Source organism: Bradyrhizobium betae (genome assembly GCF_050632175.1).
Taxonomy (GTDB): domain Bacteria; phylum Pseudomonadota; class Alphaproteobacteria; order Rhizobiales; family Xanthobacteraceae; genus Bradyrhizobium; species Bradyrhizobium betae_B.
The window spans coordinates 2,098,450-2,114,234 of sequence record NZ_CP192576.1; the positions used below are offsets into that span (position 1 = coordinate 2,098,450).

Annotated in this window: 16 protein-coding genes and 2 pseudogenes; 13 read left to right on the forward strand and 5 right to left on the reverse strand. The window is 64.4% G+C overall.

What is annotated here, in order from left to right; genetic code table 11:
• Window positions 1–191: 191 nt before the first annotated feature.
• From ACQ86E_RS10305 to ACQ86E_RS10340, 8 genes and pseudogenes are all read left to right on the forward strand, one after another.
• Window positions 192–701 (forward strand): TRAP transporter small permease, encoded by a 510-nt coding sequence (locus tag ACQ86E_RS10305; protein WP_431205289.1) that lies wholly within the window; start codon window positions 192–194, stop codon window positions 699–701.
• Window positions 702–703: 2 nt separating this feature from the next.
• Window positions 704–2,023, forward strand: coding sequence for a TRAP transporter large permease (locus ACQ86E_RS10310; protein WP_431205290.1), 1,320 nt, complete (start codon window positions 704–706; stop codon window positions 2,021–2,023).
• A 10-nt stretch (window positions 2,024–2,033) separates the two neighbouring features.
• Window positions 2,034–2,495 (forward strand): DUF3237 domain-containing protein, encoded by a 462-nt coding sequence (locus ACQ86E_RS10315; protein ID WP_431205291.1) that lies wholly within the window; start codon window positions 2,034–2,036, stop codon window positions 2,493–2,495.
• Window positions 2,496–2,755: 260 nt separating this feature from the next.
• A complete protein-coding gene (locus ACQ86E_RS10320) occupies window positions 2,756–3,565 on the forward strand; it encodes a crotonase/enoyl-CoA hydratase family protein (RefSeq protein WP_431205292.1) in 810 nt (269 codons plus the stop codon).
• Window positions 3,562–5,445 carry a feruloyl-CoA synthase gene (locus ACQ86E_RS10325; protein ID WP_431205293.1) on the forward strand — a complete coding sequence of 628 codons (1,884 nt, stop codon included), beginning with the start codon at window positions 3,562–3,564 and terminating at the stop codon, window positions 5,443–5,445. The genes ACQ86E_RS10320 and ACQ86E_RS10325 overlap by 4 nt, the downstream gene beginning before the upstream one ends.
• A gap of 26 nt (window positions 5,446–5,471) precedes the next feature.
• Window positions 5,472–6,232, forward strand: a pseudogene (locus tag ACQ86E_RS10330) (SDR family NAD(P)-dependent oxidoreductase).
• Window positions 6,233–6,244: 12 nt separating this feature from the next.
• A complete protein-coding gene (locus ACQ86E_RS10335; RefSeq protein ID WP_431205294.1) occupies window positions 6,245–6,676 on the forward strand; it encodes an acyl-CoA thioesterase in 432 nt (143 codons plus the stop codon).
• 77 nt (window positions 6,677–6,753) lie between these two features.
• Window positions 6,754–7,905 (forward strand): ABC transporter substrate-binding protein, encoded by a 1,152-nt coding sequence (locus ACQ86E_RS10340; RefSeq protein ID WP_431205295.1) that lies wholly within the window; start codon window positions 6,754–6,756, stop codon window positions 7,903–7,905.
• Between the two features lie 57 nt (window positions 7,906–7,962).
• On the opposite strand, the gene ACQ86E_RS10345 is transcribed toward ACQ86E_RS10340, so the two are convergent.
• Together ACQ86E_RS10345 and ACQ86E_RS10350 are read right to left on the reverse strand one after the other, a co-directional pair.
• The gene (locus ACQ86E_RS10345; protein WP_375312485.1) at window positions 7,963–8,691 is read right to left on the reverse strand and encodes a glutathione S-transferase family protein; all 729 of its coding nucleotides are present in this window, start codon (window positions 8,689–8,691) and stop codon (window positions 7,963–7,965) included.
• Window positions 8,692–8,728: 37 nt separating this feature from the next.
• Window positions 8,729–8,989, reverse strand: a complete 261-nt coding sequence (locus ACQ86E_RS10350) for a hypothetical protein (RefSeq protein ID WP_431205296.1) — start codon at window positions 8,987–8,989, stop codon at window positions 8,729–8,731.
• Window positions 8,990–9,101: 112 nt separating this feature from the next.
• Here ACQ86E_RS10350 and ACQ86E_RS10355 point away from each other — a divergent pair, with 112 nt between their 5' ends.
• Together ACQ86E_RS10355 and ACQ86E_RS10360 are read left to right on the forward strand one after the other, a co-directional pair.
• Complete coding sequence (locus tag ACQ86E_RS10355) at window positions 9,102–9,800, forward strand: helix-turn-helix transcriptional regulator (RefSeq protein WP_014439563.1); 699 nt, start codon at window positions 9,102–9,104, stop codon at window positions 9,798–9,800.
• Between the two features lie 5 nt (window positions 9,801–9,805).
• The gene (locus ACQ86E_RS10360) at window positions 9,806–10,129 is read left to right on the forward strand and encodes a YkgJ family cysteine cluster protein (RefSeq protein WP_431205297.1); all 324 of its coding nucleotides are present in this window, start codon (window positions 9,806–9,808) and stop codon (window positions 10,127–10,129) included.
• Here ACQ86E_RS10360 and ACQ86E_RS10365 read toward each other — a convergent pair.
• Together ACQ86E_RS10365 and ACQ86E_RS10370 are read right to left on the reverse strand one after the other, a co-directional pair.
• Window positions 10,126–10,524 carry a hypothetical protein gene (locus tag ACQ86E_RS10365; protein ID WP_431205298.1) on the reverse strand — a complete coding sequence of 133 codons (399 nt, stop codon included), beginning with the start codon at window positions 10,522–10,524 and terminating at the stop codon, window positions 10,126–10,128. The two genes, ACQ86E_RS10360 and ACQ86E_RS10365, sit on opposite strands and share 4 nt — an antisense overlap.
• A gap of 263 nt (window positions 10,525–10,787) precedes the next feature.
• Window positions 10,788–11,135 (reverse strand): DUF3307 domain-containing protein, encoded by a 348-nt coding sequence (locus ACQ86E_RS10370; RefSeq protein WP_051026641.1) that lies wholly within the window; start codon window positions 11,133–11,135, stop codon window positions 10,788–10,790.
• Window positions 11,136–11,537: 402 nt separating this feature from the next.
• Here ACQ86E_RS10370 and ACQ86E_RS10375 point away from each other — a divergent pair, with 402 nt between their 5' ends.
• From ACQ86E_RS10375 to ACQ86E_RS10385, 3 genes are all read left to right on the forward strand, one after another.
• Complete coding sequence (locus ACQ86E_RS10375) at window positions 11,538–12,983, forward strand: TAXI family TRAP transporter solute-binding subunit (protein WP_431205299.1); 1,446 nt, start codon at window positions 11,538–11,540, stop codon at window positions 12,981–12,983.
• 182 nt (window positions 12,984–13,165) lie between these two features.
• On the forward strand, window positions 13,166–14,275 hold the full coding sequence (locus ACQ86E_RS10380; protein WP_431205300.1) for a cyclic nucleotide-gated ion channel: 1,110 nt from the start codon (window positions 13,166–13,168) through the stop codon (window positions 14,273–14,275).
• 12 nt (window positions 14,276–14,287) lie between these two features.
• Entirely contained in the window at window positions 14,288–15,073 is a 786-nt protein-coding gene (locus ACQ86E_RS10385; RefSeq protein ID WP_431205301.1) for an enoyl-CoA hydratase/isomerase family protein, read from the forward strand.
• A gap of 35 nt (window positions 15,074–15,108) precedes the next feature.
• Here ACQ86E_RS10385 and ACQ86E_RS10390 read toward each other — a convergent pair.
• Window positions 15,109–15,750 (reverse strand): annotated as a pseudogene (locus ACQ86E_RS10390) (glutathione S-transferase family protein); the annotation flags it as partial.
• Between the last annotated feature and the right edge of the window lie 35 nt (window positions 15,751–15,785).

Genomic DNA, 15,785 nt, shown 5'->3' on the forward strand with positions numbered 1-15,785 from the left:
CGCGCACGCGCTGCACCTCTCCCGCTTGGGGGAGAGGTCGGCGCCAAGCGCCGGGTGAGGGCTCTCTCGTCTTGGGGGTTCTCGATTGCGGATACACCCTCTCCCCAGCCCTCCCCCGCAAGCGGGGGAGGGAGCGCAGCTCGATCGCGGGCGCACCTTGAACTCATCAAGCTATTGAACGGGACCAACCCATGAAGCGCTCCTGGATGGACCGCGTCATCGATTCGATCGAATGGATCGCGGCGGCCTTCGTCGGTATCGTCGCTCTCGACATCTTCGTCTCGGTGCTGCTGCGAAACACGCTGAACTACTCGATCCCCGATTCGTTCGACATCGGCCGCATGCTGCTCGGCATCCTCATTTTCTGGGGTATCGCCGCGACCTCCTATCGCGGCACGCACATCACGGTCGACCTCGTCTGGGGCAATGTCGGGCCGCGCCACCAGCGCATGATCGACGTCTTCGCGACCCTGGTCCTGCTGTTCGTCGTGACGGTGCAGACCTGGACGCTGTTCGACAAGGTCCGGCTGACCTACAACGACAATGTGCAGACCTTCGATCTGCACATGCCCACCTGGCCGTTCTTCCTCGTCGCCTGGATCGGCGACGTCTGCGCCGTGCTGCTGATCGCGATCCGCACATACCGGCTGATCTTCCATCCCGAAGACATGCATGAACCCAAGATCAAGGTGACCGAGTGACCATGAGTACCGACGCCGTTGCCGTCCTCGGCTTCGTATCCCTGTTCGCCCTGATGCTGCTGCGCGTGCCGGTCGGCATGGCGATGGGCCTCGTCGGCGTGTCCGGCTTCAGCTATCTCGTCGGCGCGACGCCGGCCCTGAAGCTGGTCGGCCAGGTCACGATGCGCACGGTCACCGACTACACATTCGGCGTGATCCCGATGTTCCTGCTGATGGGATCCTTCGTCAGCAACTCCGGCATGAGCCGCGAGCTATTCCGCGCCGCCAACGGCTTCGTCGGCCATCTGCGCGGCGGGCTCGGCATCGCCACCGTCGGCGCCTGCGGCGGCTTCGCCGCGATCTGCGGCTCGTCGGTGGCGACTGCCGCAACCTTCTCCGCCGTCGCCTATCCGGAAATGCGCCGGTTCGGCTACCCGCAGTCGTTCGCCACCGGCGTGATTGCCGCCGGCGGCACGCTCGGCGCGATGCTGCCGCCCTCCACCGTGCTCGCGGTTTACGGCATCATCACCGAGCAGGACATCGGCAAGCTCTTCATCGCCGGCATCATCCCGGGCATCCTGGCGATGACCATGTACATGATCACGATCTTTTTGATCGGCTATTTTCGCCCCGACTTCCTGCCCAAGGGCAAGGTGCTGCCGTGGCGCGAGCGCTTTGCCGGCCTGAAGGACATCTGGGCACCGGTGCTGCTGTTCGTGTTCGTCATCGGCGGCCTTTACGGCCTGCCGTTCCTGCCGCGCTTCACGCCGACGGAAGCCGGCGGGGTCGGTGCCACCGGCGCCTTCATCATCGGCGTGGTGACGGGGCGCCTCGACCGCGAGAAGATCCTGGCGTCATTGCTGCAGGCGACGCGCACCGCGGCCGCGGTGTTCACCGTGCTGATCGGCGCGCTGATCTTCGGCTATTTCCTTACGGTGACGCAGACGCCGCAGAAGGTCACCGAGTTCCTCACCGGCCTCGGCCTTGGCCCTTACGGCGTGCTGGCGCTGATCATGGTGATGTATCTCGTGCTCGGCTGCCTGATGGACGCCATGGCGATGATCATATTGACCGTGCCGATCATCTTCCCGGTCATCATGCATCTTGGTTTCGATCCGATCTGGTTCGGCATCATCATCGTGATGACCGTCGAGCTCGGCCTGATCCATCCACCTGTCGGCATGAACGTCTTCGTCATAAAAAGTGTGGTGAAGGACGTGTCGTTCTCCACCATCTTCAGGGGCGTGATCCCGTTCGTGGCGACGGACCTCGTGCGTCTGGTGATCCTGATCGCCTTCCCGCTGCTGGCGACGTGGCTGCCGACGCGCATGATGGCGCATTGATGAGGAAGCGATGACCGCACCGATTCTTGAAACCAAATACGTCTTCAGCATCACCGCCAAAATCGGCAACGTCGTCACCGCCGGCGAAACCGGCATCGGGGTCCGCCGCATCATCCCGATCATCGGCGGCGAGGTGACGGGCGCGATATCAGGCAAGGTGCTGCCGTTCGGCGCCGACTTCCAGACCATCCGGCCCAACGAGCTGATCGACCTCGAGGCGAAATACGCCTTCGAGACCGATGACGGCGCCGTCGTCTATGTCGAGAACAAGGGCATGCGCTTCGGTCCGGTCGAGCTGTTGCAGAAGCTCAAGCGCGGTGAGGCCGTCGATCCCAAGCTGATCTATTTCCGCACGGTCCCCAAGTTCGAGACGGGACATGAGAAGTATCGCTGGCTGATGGAGCACATCTTCGTCGGCTCCGCCGCGCGTCATGCGGATCGCGTGGTGATCGACGTGCATCAGGTGGTGTGACGCACACACTCCGCTGTCGTCCCTGCGAACGCAGGGACCCATACCGCGTGATCTATCGATTTTGGGCGGCGGGAGTACCGAACGGCGAGTCGTCGCCAAACCACTCCCTGGGGCTATGGGTCCCTGCGTTCGCAGGGACGACAGCGAGTTTGGAGAGAAATTTCGCTACCTGACCGGCAGCATCCGAAGCCACCACTCCGTCCCCTCCTTGACTCCCCCAGAATTCGTTATACAACATAACTATTCTGATAAGGACGCAAATGACACAGGGAAACGCCAACACCGCTGACGCGGGCGCCTCAGGGCTGCTCCGGATCGAGCGGGCGGACCGGGTTCTGACCGTCGGTCTGAACCGGCCCGCCAAGCGCAATGCGCTCAACGACGGCATCATCCTGGAGATCGGCGAGTGCTTTGCGTCCCTGCCCGAGGACATCGGCGCGGTCGTCATACACGGCATCGGCGACCATTTCTCCAGCGGCCTCGATCTGTCCGAGTTGCAAGACCATGACGCCACCGGCGGGCTGCTGCATTCCCAGATGTGGCACCGGGTGTTCGACCGCATCCAGTACAGCCGCGTGCCCGTGATCGCGGCGCTGAAGGGCGCCGTGATCGGCGGCGGGCTGGAGCTTGCCTGCGCGGCGCATATTCGTGTCGCCGAGCCCTCGACCTATTTTGCGCTGCCGGAGGGGCAGCGCGGCATCTTCGTGGGCGGCGGCGGCTCGGTACGGCTGCCACGGCTGATCGGCGTCGCCCGCATGATGGACATGATGCTGACCGGGCGCGTCTATACCGCGACCGAAGGCGCCTCCTACGGCTTTGCGCAATATCTGACCGAAGCCGGCAACGGGCTCGGCAAGGCGCTGGAGCTTGCCACCAAGATCGCCTCCAACGCGCCGCTGACGAATTTCGCCGTGCTCCAGGCGCTGCCGATGATCGCGGAGGCCAATCCGCAGACCGGCCTGCTGATGGAATCACTGATGGCGACGGTGGCGCAGAGCGACAAGGAAGCAAAACGAAGGATCCGCGAGTTCCTCGAGCACAAGACCGCCAAGGTGAAGCCAAAGTCATGAGCGCGCAGCCGTCCTCTTCCAGCATGGAGCGCGGCGCGAGCACTTCCCCGCTGCGGCCCATTTCATTCGGCGATCCCGTCGTCGACATCGATCGCCGCGACGACGGCACGATTTACCTGCGGCCCAAACAGCCGCTCGGCGACTATCCCGTCCGCATCACCGACCGCCTGCATCATTGGGCGGCGACCACGCCGGACCGCGTCTTCATGGCGGAACGCGAAGGCGGCCGCGGTTGGCGCAAGATCACCTATGCCGAGCTGCTCACCGCGAGCCGGCATATCGCGTCCGCGCTGATCCAGCGCGGCCTGTCGGCGGAGCGTCCGGTCGTCATCCTTTCCGGCAATTCGATCGACCATGCATTGCTCGCCTTCGGCGCGTTCTATGCCGGCATTCCGTTCTGCCCGGTGTCGCCGGCCTATTCGCTGGTGTCGAAGGATTACGGCAAGCTCTCTTATCTGATGAAGCTGCTGACGCCCGGTCTCGTCTTCGCCGAGGATGCCGACAAATTCGCCGATGCGCTCGCCGCAAACGTCTCGCTCGGCACCGAGATTGCCGCTTCCTATGGCCACGTACCGGGCCGCGACGTCACGCTGCTCGCCGACCTCATGGCGACGCCGATCCGCGGCGATCTCGACGCGGTGCACGAAAAAATCGGCCCCGATACGATCGCGAAATTTTTGCTGACGTCGGGCTCGACCGGCAATCCCAAGGCTGTCATCAACACCCAACGCATGATCTGCGCCAACCAGGTGATGCTGCGCGAGACGCTCGCCTTCCTCAAGGACGAACCGCCCGTCATCATCGACTGGCTACCCTGGAACCACACCTTCGGCGGCAACCACAATATCGGGCTGACGCTGTACAATGGCGGCTCGATGTATCTCGATGCCGGCAAGCCGATGCCGGGCGGCATCGAGGAGACCGTGCGCAATCTCCATGAGATTTCGCCGACGGTGTATTTCAACGTGCCCAAGGGCTATGAAACGCTGCTGCCGTACTTGCGCGACGACCAGGGCCTGCGCGCGAAGTTCTTCGACCGGCTGCACGCGATGTTCTTCTCCGGCGCGGCGCTCTCGCCCTTCGTCTGGAACAGCCTCGATGAGCTCGCGGTGAAGGAAAAAGGCTATCGCGTGCCGATGCTGACCGGCCTTGGCGCCACCGAGACCGCGCCGTTCTTCATGTCGGTCAATCCGCGCACCAGCCGCTCCGGCCATGTCGGCCTGCCCGTGTCCGGCAACGACGCCAAGCTGGTGCCGAACAACGGCAAGCTGGAAGTACGCGCCAAGGGCCCGAACGTGATGCCCGGCTACTGGCGCCAGCCCGACATCACCGCGAAATCCTTCGACGAGGAAGGTTTTTACAAGCTCGGCGATGCGCTGAAGGCGGTCGACCCCGACGATCTCAATGCCGGCTTCGACTTCGACGGCCGCGTCAGCGAGGACTTCAAGCTCGGCAGCGGCACCTGGGTCAGCGTCGGCCCGCTGCGCGCCCGTCTGGTTGCGGCCTGCGCGCCGCTGGTGCGCGACGTCGTCATCGCCGGCATCAACCGCGACGAGGTCTCCGCCCTCGTGCTGCTCGATCTCGACGGTTGCCGACTGATCAATCCGACGCTGCCGGCCGACGATCTCACCGTCACGGCCCGCGACCGGCTGGTGCGCGAAGCGTTTCGCGAGCGCCTGACGCGCTTCCTCTCGTCGGCCACCGGCTCGTCGACGCGGATTACGCGTGCGATCCTGCTGGACACGCCGCTGTCGATCGACAAGGGCGAGGTCACCGACAAGGGCTCGATCAACCAGCGCGCGGTGCTGGAGCATCGTGGCGAATTGATCGACGAGCTCTACGCTGCCAATCCATCGGACCGTGTGATATCGGTCGGCTAAGAAACATCGCACCTCAGGAGAACGCCATGTTGTTGAAAGATCAGCCAGCCATCGTCACCGGCGGCGCATCGGGGCTTGGCGCGGCCACCGCGCGAAGACTGGCGGCGCAGGGCGCCAAGGTCGCGGTGTTCGACCTCAATACCAAGCTCGCGGAAACCGTTGCGGCCGAGATCAAGGGCGTCGCCGTGACCTGCGACGTCTCCGACGCCGCTTCCGCGGAAGCCGCGATCGCGCAGGCGACCAAGGCCATTGGCGCACCGCGCGTGCTGGTCAATTGCGCCGGCATCGGCGTTGCCAAGCGCGTCGTCGGCCGCGACGGCCCGATGGCGCTCGCCGATTTCGACAAGGTGATCAAGGTCAATCTGATCGGCACCTTCAACATGCTGCGCCTCGCCGCGACCGAGATGTCCAAGCTGGAGCCGCAGGCGACCGGCGAGCGCGGCGTCATCATCAACACCGCCTCCGTTGCCGCCTATGACGGCCAGATCGGCCAGTCGGCCTATTCGGCCTCCAAGGGCGGCATCGTCGGCATGACGTTGCCGATCGCGCGCGAGCTGGCGCAGTTCGGCGTCCGCGTGCTGACGATCGCGCCGGGCCTGTTCCTCACCCCCTGCTTGCCAACCTGCCGCAGGAAGCCCAGGATTCGCTCGCGGCCGCGATCCCCTTCCCGCGCCGGCTCGGCCACGCCGACGAGTTCGCGGCGCTGGCGCTGCACATGGTCGAGAATTCGTACCTGAACGGCGAAGTGGTGCGTCTCGACGGTTCGCTGCGCATGGCGCCGAAGTAAGGCGAGAATCGCATGTTCGTGAACCGGCGCGACGTCCAGATCCAGTGGGGTGATTGCGACCCCGCCAACATCGTCTATTACCCGCGCTATTTCGCGATGTTCGACGATTCGACCTCGACCCTGTTCGAGGTCGCCGGCTTCTCCAAGCAGGACCTGGTCCGCAAATACGGCTTGGTGGGCATCCCCATGGTCGACACGCGGTCCAGGTTCTACATCCCCTCGACCTATGGCGACTGGATCACCATCGAAACCAGGATCGAAAGCATCAAGCGCTCGAGCTTCGAGGTGAAGCACAACGTCTACAAGGGCGAGGCGCTGGCGATCGAGGGGTTTGAGACCCGCGTCCTGGTCGGCCGCGACCCCGTTAACCCCGACAAGCTGAAATCGGCACCGTTCCCGGCGGAAATGGTAGCCAAATTCACGGGGAGTGAGGCCCCAAGCTAAATCGCCGCATCGCCAAAAGAGGGGGCTGAATTACCCCCGATTTCTGCTTTCAAACAAACACGTCAAGGGAGGAATAAATGAAACGCTTTTACCTGACCGCCGCCATCACTGCCGCGACGCTTGCCCTGCCGGCCCTGCCCGCACTGGCCCAGACCGCCGAAGTCACCATCGGCATCACCACCACCACGACCGGCCCCGGCGCCGCGCTCGGCATTCCCGAGCGCAACGCGCTGGAATTCGTGCCGAAGGAGATCGGCGGCGTGCCGCTGAAGGTGATCGTGCTCGACGACGGCGGCGATCCCACCACCGCGACCACCAACGCCCGCCGCTTCGTCACCGAATCCAAGGCCGACATCATCATGGGCTCGGCGCTGACCCCACCGACCATCGCCGTCTCCAACGTCGCCAACGAAGCCGGCATTCCGCATTTCGGCCTCGCGCCGTTCCCGATCACACCGGAGCGCATGAAGTGGTCGGTGGCGATGCCGCAGCCGATCCCGATCGTGGGCAAGGTGCTGTACGACCACATGAAGTCAAAGGGCGTGAAGACGATCGGCTATATCGGCTATTCCGACTCCTATGGCGACCTCTGGTTCAACGATCTGAAGGCCCAGACCGGGCCGATGGGCATGACCATCGCCGACGAAGAGCGCTTCGCCCGCCCCGACACGTCGGTGACCGGACAGGTGCTCAAGCTCGTCGCCGCCAACCCCGACGCGATCCTGGTCGGCGCTTCCGGCACCGCGGCCGCGCTGCCGCAGACCGAGCTGCGCGAGCGCGGCTATCAGGGCCTGATCTACCAGACCCATGGCGCAGCCAGCATGGATTTCATCCGTATCGCCGGCAAGGCTGCTGAAGGCGTGCTGATGGCGTCGGGTCCGGTCATGGATCCCGAAGACCAGCCGGACGAGGCCGCCACCAAGAAGCCGGGCCTCGCGCTCAACACGGCGTATGAGGGCAAGTACGGCCCGAACAGCCGCAGCCAGTTCGCCGGTCACTCCTACGATGCGTTCGAGATCCTGAAGCGCGTGATCCCGGTGGCACTGAAGACGGCCAAACCCGGCACGCCGGAATTCCGCGAAGCGATCCGCAAGGCGCTGCTGTCGGAAAAGGAAATGGCCGCGAGCCAGGGTGTCTACAATTTCACCGAGAAGGACCGCTACGGCCTCGACGAGCGCTCGCGCATCCTGCTCACCGTGAAGAACGGCAAGTACTCGCTGGTGAAGTAGCCGCAGCCACAGGTTTGAGACGACGAGAGCCGGCCCGACGGGCCGGCTCTTTGCTTCTCAGGCCGCCTGCCGCAGCGGGGCCCACGCGAATTCTGGATAGTACGCGTCCATCATGCGGTCGACATAGGCGGTGAGGTTTGCAAACCCCTCCGCCCGTTGGCGCAGTCCGGATTCGAAGAACGGCGTCAGGATCCCGGCGAGCGCGCCGAAGGCCGTGGCATCGACGCCGCAGGGCTTGTTGCCCATCAGGTAGGATTTGTTGCCGAGCTGCACTGACAGCGCGAACAGCGAGCGCACCGCGAGATCGATATCGTCATCCGGCCCGTGGCGGCCGAGGCCGGAAAGCAGATAGTTCTCGGCGACACGGAATTGCGCGTCCTCGCGCAGCTTCTCGCGATTGTGCTCCGGCGCGCCGTCGAAGAAATGCGCAGGGCCCTTGGCAAAATTGACCGGATCGACCCAGCGCGCGCCGACCAGCGCCCAATAGACGTGATGCTCGATCATGCGCTCGAACGCCCAGGCCTGCGCGCGCTCGGCCAGCGAGAGGCCGGCGTCGAAATCGAAACCGTAGCGACGCTCGATATGGGCGCGGATGAAGGTGGAATCGGCCACGGCCTCGCCGCCGTCGTCGATGAACGGCAATTGCCCCTTGGGCGAAGCGGGAGGCATCGCGCGTTCCTTTCGGTAGGGCAGTCCCGCCATTTTCAGCTGCACCTCCGTCTTGGTGACGAAGGGGCTGATTTCCGGCAGGCCGAAGCCCGCGCCAAAGCCATAAAGCGTGATCATGAAAGCTCTCCTGAACGACCGAAAGAGTTGACGGAACCTAGTGCCGGGCTGCTGCCACCATGGTGGCAGCAGCCGTGATATCTTCTGCGAAACGGGCTCCCCGCCAGGCGCGGCCCATCACATGGCGGACCAGCGCGTCCGCGGCCTGGACCAGCGAGCGTGCCACCACGTTTGCGACTGTAAATCGGAGGTCGGCGGCCATGAGATCGAGCGAAACGAGGCGGCCGAACGCCCAAGAGTGCCACAACTGCGCTCGCCACAGCGGCGCCGCCGAGCCGAAATGGGTTGGAATGATCATGGACAAATCCTCTTCAGTCGATGTGTTGTCCCGGTATAGAACTCCCCTGCTGCCAACATCCTGTCAGCATCCACGCGCCGTTGTCTGATCCGCCCCCGATGAGAGAATCGTCATGAGACGCGCCGACCGGCTGTTTCAGATCATCCAGGTGCTGAGGCGCACGCGTAAGCCGCTGACCGCGGATGCGATCGCGGCCGAGCTCGAAACCTCGAAGCGCACCATCTATCGTGACATCGCGACCTTGATGGGCCAGCGCGTGCCGATCCGCGGCGAAGCCGGCATGGGCTACATCCTGGAGAAGGGATTCGACCTGCCGCCCTTGATGCTGACACCCGACGAGATCGAGGCGGCGGTGCTGGGCGCGCAATGGGTCGCGGGCCATGCGGATTCCACGCTGGCACGCGCGGCCGAAGATCTGATGGCCAAGATTGCCGACACCGTGCCCGAACGCCTGCGCCCCTTCGTACTGGAGCCCGCGAGCCGCGCGCGGCCAAGCTGGAACAGGGAGCCCGATCGCCTGGACATGGCGCGCACCCGCTCCCAGATCCACGAAGGCAAGAAGATCATGCTGCGCTATCGCGACGAGCAGGGCCGCCCCAGCGAGCGCATGATCTGGCCGATCTCGGTCGGCTATCTCGAAGCCGTGCGCCTGCTCGCGGCCTGGTGCGAACTGCGCAGCGACTTCCGCAGCTTCCGCACCGACCGCGTGGTGGACGCCACCTATCTCGACGATAAATACCCGGAAAGGCGCGACGTGCTGCGCGCACGATGGCGGCAGAGCCTGGTCTGGGGCCCGCCAAAGGACACGTGACGACGATGGAAGAGACCTCCCCCATCGACCTGTCGACCTGCTGCCAGAATTGCGGCGCCTGCTGTGGCTATTCGGAGAACTGGCCGCGCTTCTCGATCGAGAGTGACGAGGAACTTGCGGCAATCCCGGAAGCGTTCGTCAACGCACGCCAATCCGGCATGCGCTGCGAGGGCGATCGCTGTTCGGCGCTCAAGGGAGAGATCGGAAAGCAGACAGCCTGCGGTATTTATGAAGTGCGGCCGGAGGTGTGCCGCACCTGCATGCCGGGCGATGCCGAATGCGCAATGGCGCGGCGGAAGTTTGGGCTGCCGGTAATAGAGGCCGTTTAAGCGGGAACGGCTTCGCCGATCTCGTCGTCGAGCTCGTCATCGAGCGGTGCAAGTACCGAGAGCGGCTTGGTCGACAGCGTGATCGGCTTGCGGCCACCCGACAGTGACGGCGATGTCTTGGCCGAGCTTTCGCGCGACAGCGCGTAGAGCGTCGAGCCGACACGGCCCCCATTCTCGATCAGGTCGCGCTCGTTGCAGCTGCCTGCGATCGCAACGGCCAGCGAGTGCAGATGGCTGCGGCGGTAGCAGAACAGCGCCAGCTTCGCGCGTGCGTCTGGGGAAACACTCTCAACCAGCCTCGGCAGGCCACTCTCGCTGGCGCGATACATCTCGCCAAGGAGTTCGTCCTGAACCGGGCAGAAATCGCTTTCAAAGGCGTCGCGGCTTGAAAACATTGCAGTTCTCCCTCGACGCCGAAGATGCAGCGCAATTCTCTAATGAAAGGTTAACCAACCCCGCCGGTAGTCACCCGGGGTGCTTGCGCGCCAGCCGCGAATCAGACGGCGCAAATGTCTCCACAGCGTCTTGGCCGGGGCTTGTCCCGGCCATCCACGCATAGCCACGAGACGCGAAGAACGTGGATGCCCGGGACAAGCCCGGGCATGACGAGTTCTCGTGAATGCCGATAAGCGATTGCCCAGCGCCGAGGCCGCCCGCCTCAGTTCGCCGCCATGAAGATCGAGAGTCCGAAGCCGGTGAGATGATGCAGCGCCTGGTCGACGCCGATCAGGGTCCAGAACCAGGGATGCTGCAGGTCGACGCCGAAATTGGCCGAAACCAGTCCCTTGGCGCGGTCGATCGTGATGTGGATCACGAAGTCGATCAACGCCACGAACCAGAATTTGGGCGCGACGATCAGGATCAGGGGCAGCGCTACCGCGAGGTGAATCAGGCAGTGCACGAGCAGCGGCAGCGCCCAGCCATGCTTCTGATCCTTGCCGTGCGCCATCCACGCGGTTTGCAGGACGAAATCGGCGATGATGTGCTTGAAGGTGAGCAACAACATCCAGCCAATGAGCGCTTCGACCGGAATCGCCGATGACATGGGTGGAAACGACAAGCTGACGCCCTCATTGAGGTGACAAGAAAAATTGGAGCGTTCAGCGCAACTTCTTCTTGGACCGGTCAAATCGCCGGGACCCCTGATTTATGACATCTCCCGCGGCGGAATGCAGCCGGGGGAACCGGAAAATCGCCAACTGTGGCTAACTGGTGATAGGATGACCAATCGCCGCGCCTGAGTTGAGTAAGGTTACCTTCGGCTCGAAATTTGCTTTCCGGCATCGACGCGCTATCATTGAAGATAGAGAATAACGTTCTTTTTTCAGGCATTTAGGAATTACAGGGCGCCCGCCGCGATCGCATCCCGCGAGCCACCGCCATCCAGATACAAGGCCAGAGTGCTGCCATGAGTGCTGAAGGCCCCCCGACGTCACCAACAGAGCCGCCGCCGCGGCGCCCCAAGGTGATCAAGACCAATCAGCAGCAGGTGTTTCTCTACGTCGTTCTGACCCTGCTTCTGTCGCTCGCCACCGTCTGGGGCGGACGCGCCTTGCTGGACAATTCGGAGACGCTGACCTTCTCCGTCGGTGCACCCAACAGCGACGAGGCGCTGTTCGCCGCCAAGCTTGCCGCTGTCCTGAAGAACAACGCCTCGCGCTTCCGGATCAAGGTCGTCAACAACGGCGATAACGCCAAGGCGCTTACACAGTTCGACCGCAAGCAGGCCGACCTCACGGTGCTGCGCACCGACGCCAAGGTGCCGCTGCGGGCGCGCACGCTCGCGATCCTCGAGCACGATCTCGTGCTCCTGCTCGGTCCCGGCAACAAGAAGATCAAGTCGCTTGCCGAACTGAAGAAGAAGAAGGTCGCGGTCGTCGCCGAGAGCGAATCCTCGCTCGCCTTCGTGCGCAGCATCCTCGACATCCCCGACGGTCCTGACGCTGCCAGGATCCAGATGGCGCCGCAGGGCGCAACGCTCGACAAGCTGTTTGCGCCGGCCGGCGGTTTCGGTGCGGTGATCGCCATCGTGCACGCCTCCCGGGCGGTGCGCGACAAGGCCTATGAGCAGGTCGCCAGACGCGGCGGATTCACGCTGAACGCGATCGACGAGGCCAAGGCACTGGCGCGCAAATTTCCCGGCCTCTCGAACGAGACGCTGACATCAGGCACGCTGTCGGCCTCCCCTAGAATTCCAGACGACGACCTCGATACGATCGGGCTGGAATGGCTGCTGGTCGCGCAATCCAGGATGTCGGCGAGCACGGCGGGGGAGCTCGCGCGCACCATCTACGAGAACAAGTCCGCGCTTGGGCTCGACAACGGCTTTGCCAGCAGAATCGAGCCGGCCTCCGTCGAGAAGGACGCCTTCGTGATGGCGCATCAGGGGGCGGCAGACTACATCAACGACGACACCAAATCGTTCATCGACAAGTACAGCGACCTGATGTATCTGGGCGCCGCCGCGCTCAGCGTCATCGGCTCGATCTTCGCGGCAATTTACGCCAAGATCACCCGGATCGCGCCGGAGAAAGCCAGCGAGCTCTCCACAGCCATCCTCGACATCGGCGAACGCATCGAGCACGCCCATTCGCTCGATCAGCTCGAATGTCTCCAGGATGAGCTGGAAGGCATCTTGCGCGGTGCCGTCATCGGCCTCCGAGACGGCACGATCAGCACCGACGGGCTCGACACTTTCAAGCTCGGCTACGAGTTCGTCCGCGACGAGATCGGCATGCGCCGCGACTACCTCAAGCGCCATGCCGGCGAGGCCGAGAAAGCAGTTCGCGAGGCCGCCTCACCACAGCACGACGACAGCAATGTCGTGGTGGTCAAGACGGCTCAGAGCGCCTGACCGGCCGTTTGGTACACACCGGGCAGGTCTTCGTCGCATTGCCCGATCGGTCGCCGCGCTGCTCCCGTTTGAAGAGATGGCAGAATCGGCGCCTGTCGTTGACGGCTTACGCCCGGGCAGGCAGGTTGGCGCTGACGTCCCAGCCGGGACCGGAAAAGCCAAGACCGAGCCCGCCTCCCCGCATGTCCAAGCCGCTGATTCCCGCTCTGGCCCAATTCGTGGCCGCCACAGCCGGCCGCAACATGACCAAGGCGGCCTATGTGGCGGTCGGCGTCGGCGTGCTCGGCATGGTGCTGCTGACGGTCGGCCCGGCCTACGAGACGACGCACCGCTGGGTCGATGCCCTGCTCTGGGCCTGCCTCGTCTATTTCGTGTTCGAATGGGTGGTCCGGCTGCGTCACATGGCGCGCACGGGGCGCCTGTCGCTCTACATGTCCTCCTCCGCCGGGCTGGTCGACGCCGTCGGCGCCCTGGCCGTACCGGTTGCACTCCTTCTCGGCGTCGAGCCCAAGACAGCCTGGCTGCTCAGCGTGCTCTGGGTCCTGAAAGTGGTGCCGGGCATTCCCGGTCTGCGGCAGCTTCGCCGGGTGCTGGTGCTGGAATCCGGGCCGCTGGTGAGCGTGCTCGTGATCTTCCTGATGGTGGTCTTCCTCGCCTCCGTCGCCGAATATTTCCTGGAGCGGGACGTGCAGCCGCAGACGTTCGGCAGCGTTCCCGCCGCGCTGTGGTGGGCAGTGGTGACGTTGACGACGACCGGCTATGGCGACGTCGTGCCCGTGACGCCGCTCGGGCGCATGGTGGCGGCGATGGTGATGATCTCCGGCCTCGGCGTGTTCGGCCTGTGGACCGGCATTCTGGCGACCGGCTTTGCCGCCGAGACCCGGCGCGACAACTTCCTCAAGACCTGGGAATCCGTCAGCAAGGTGCCCTTCTTCGCAGCGTTGGGGCCGGCGGCCATCGCCGACGTCACCCACATGCTGCGCACCATGGAACTGCCGGCGCGCACCATGATCATCCGCAAGGGCGCGCAGGGCGACTGCATGTATTTCATCGCCGCCGGTGAGGTCGAGGTCGACCTGCCCGGCAAGAAGGTCCGGCTCGGTGAAGGCGCCTTCTTCGGCGAGATGGCGCTGCTCGGCAACAATTCGCGCGGCGCCAATGTCTCGACCACCAAGGTGACGCGACTGCTGGTGCTGGACCTCGTCGATTTCCGCGTGCTGATGGCACGGCATCCGGATCTCGCCGAGACCATCGATGCCGAAGCCAAACGCCGCGCACTCGAAAACAAGTAAATGGAGACAACAATGTCCGATACCGCCGACGCGGCCTCCGGCCCCGTGCTCGACATCACCGGCGCGCGCGCCACCATCCGCCTTAACAGGCCAAAGCATCTCAACCGGCTTCAGGCCGAGGATCTCGGCGACCTGGTCAAGCTGTTCGACCGGGTCGAGGCAGATCCCGACATCCGCGTTCTGGTGCTGACCGGCACCGGGCGCGCGTTCTCCGCCGGCTACGACCTCAACTCGGTTGCCGAACGCGCAGTGAGCGCGAACGAGCAGCAGAGCGCGGGCTCCGCGTTCGAAGTGGTCGTCAACCGGCTGGAGGATCTCGGCGTGCCGACGATCTGCCGGCTCAATGGCGGCGTCTATGGCGGCTCGACCGACCTCGCGCTCGCCTGCGACTTCCGCATCGGCGTCGACACCGCCGAGATGTTCATGCCGGCGGCGCGGCTCGGGCTGCATTATTACAGGAGCGGCATCAAGCGCTACGTGACGCGGCTCGGCGTCGATAATGCGAAGAAGCTGTTCCTGACCGCACAAAAGATCGGCGCGCCGGAGATGCTGCGGATCGGCTATCTCACCGCCATGGTGCCGGAGGAGACGCTCGACGAGGAGGTCGACAAGCTCGCAGGAATCCTCGCCGGCAACGCGCCGCAGGCAATGCGCGGCATGAAGCGCGCCATCAACGAGTTCGCCCGCGGCGAGCTCGACGAGCCCGCCGCCGACCAGCGCCACCGCGACAGCATGCGCGGCGACGAGATCAAGGAAGGCATCAAGGCGTTCGGAGAGAAGCGAGCGCCGCGGTTTTGAAGGGCGCAATCTGAGAGCCCAAAGACGCGCCTCCTACCCCCGATCGCGGCCGCATGCTGCGCCGCCATCTCGTCATCTGCCGCATTGATGCGCTTGAACGCTTCCCGAGACGTCATGCGCTCGGCATAGCGGACGAAAACGTCTTTCTTCGGCACGATGCCGAACATCATGGTCCAGCTGAACGCGACGCCCCACAGGACGTCGGCTGCGGTCATGCGCTCGCCGAGCAGATACGGCCCCTTCGACAGTTGCGTCTCCAGCGCGCCCAGCATGGTGTCGTAATCGGCATAGGGCGATTGCGTGATCGGCGCCGGCTCGCGCTGCATGAACTTGTCGATCAGGGCCGGCTCGAATGACGCGCCGTAATAGGCGATCCAGCGCAGATAGGGACCGCGCAGCGGATCGTCCAGCGCAGGCGTCAGACCCGCCTGCGGAAACAGATCGGCGAGATAGATCGTGATCGCGACCTGCTCGGTCACGAGCGCTTCGCCGTGGCGAATCGCCGGCACCTTGCCGAGCGGATTGACGGCGAGATAGGCCGGCTTCCGTTGCTCGCCGGCCTTCATGTTGAGGGCATGGAGATCGTAGGGCGCGCCCAGCTCCTCCAGCAGCACCCGCGTGCCGGTGGCGCGGCTTTGCGGCGAATAATACAGGGTGACGCGGCGGGAATCGGTCATGGCAGCTCTCCATCTGGCCGACTGGCGATGGCGCG

What these genes read in the sequence shown, in the direction of transcription:
- ACQ86E_RS10370 (WP_051026641.1), bottom strand. Translation starts at nt 11,135, where the DNA reads ATGTTGTTGCTCACCTTCAAGCACATCATCGCCGATTTCGTCCTGCAA.
- ACQ86E_RS10360 (WP_431205297.1), top strand. Translation starts at nt 9,806, where the DNA reads ATGGAAGAGACCTCCCCCATCGACCTGTCGACCTGCTGCCAGAATTGC.
- ACQ86E_RS10315 (WP_431205291.1), top strand. Translation starts at nt 2,034, where the DNA reads ATGACCGCACCGATTCTTGAAACCAAATACGTCTTCAGCATCACCGCC.
- ACQ86E_RS10325 (WP_431205293.1), top strand. Translation starts at nt 3,562, where the DNA reads ATGAGCGCGCAGCCGTCCTCTTCCAGCATGGAGCGCGGCGCGAGCACT.
- ACQ86E_RS10340 (WP_431205295.1), top strand. Translation starts at nt 6,754, where the DNA reads ATGAAACGCTTTTACCTGACCGCCGCCATCACTGCCGCGACGCTTGCC.
- ACQ86E_RS10385 (WP_431205301.1), top strand. Translation starts at nt 14,288, where the DNA reads ATGTCCGATACCGCCGACGCGGCCTCCGGCCCCGTGCTCGACATCACC.
- ACQ86E_RS10355 (WP_014439563.1), top strand. Translation starts at nt 9,102, where the DNA reads ATGAGACGCGCCGACCGGCTGTTTCAGATCATCCAGGTGCTGAGGCGC.
- ACQ86E_RS10380 (WP_431205300.1), top strand. Translation starts at nt 13,166, where the DNA reads ATGTCCAAGCCGCTGATTCCCGCTCTGGCCCAATTCGTGGCCGCCACA.
- ACQ86E_RS10320 (WP_431205292.1), top strand. Translation starts at nt 2,756, where the DNA reads ATGACACAGGGAAACGCCAACACCGCTGACGCGGGCGCCTCAGGGCTG.
- ACQ86E_RS10345 (WP_375312485.1), bottom strand. Translation starts at nt 8,691, where the DNA reads ATGATCACGCTTTATGGCTTTGGCGCGGGCTTCGGCCTGCCGGAAATC.
- ACQ86E_RS10305 (WP_431205289.1), top strand. Translation starts at nt 192, where the DNA reads ATGAAGCGCTCCTGGATGGACCGCGTCATCGATTCGATCGAATGGATC.
- ACQ86E_RS10335 (WP_431205294.1), top strand. Translation starts at nt 6,245, where the DNA reads ATGTTCGTGAACCGGCGCGACGTCCAGATCCAGTGGGGTGATTGCGAC.
- ACQ86E_RS10375 (WP_431205299.1), top strand. Translation starts at nt 11,538, where the DNA reads ATGAGTGCTGAAGGCCCCCCGACGTCACCAACAGAGCCGCCGCCGCGG.
- ACQ86E_RS10365 (WP_431205298.1), bottom strand. Translation starts at nt 10,524, where the DNA reads ATGTTTTCAAGCCGCGACGCCTTTGAAAGCGATTTCTGCCCGGTTCAG.
- ACQ86E_RS10350 (WP_431205296.1), bottom strand. Translation starts at nt 8,989, where the DNA reads ATGATCATTCCAACCCATTTCGGCTCGGCGGCGCCGCTGTGGCGAGCG.
- ACQ86E_RS10310 (WP_431205290.1), top strand. Translation starts at nt 704, where the DNA reads ATGAGTACCGACGCCGTTGCCGTCCTCGGCTTCGTATCCCTGTTCGCC.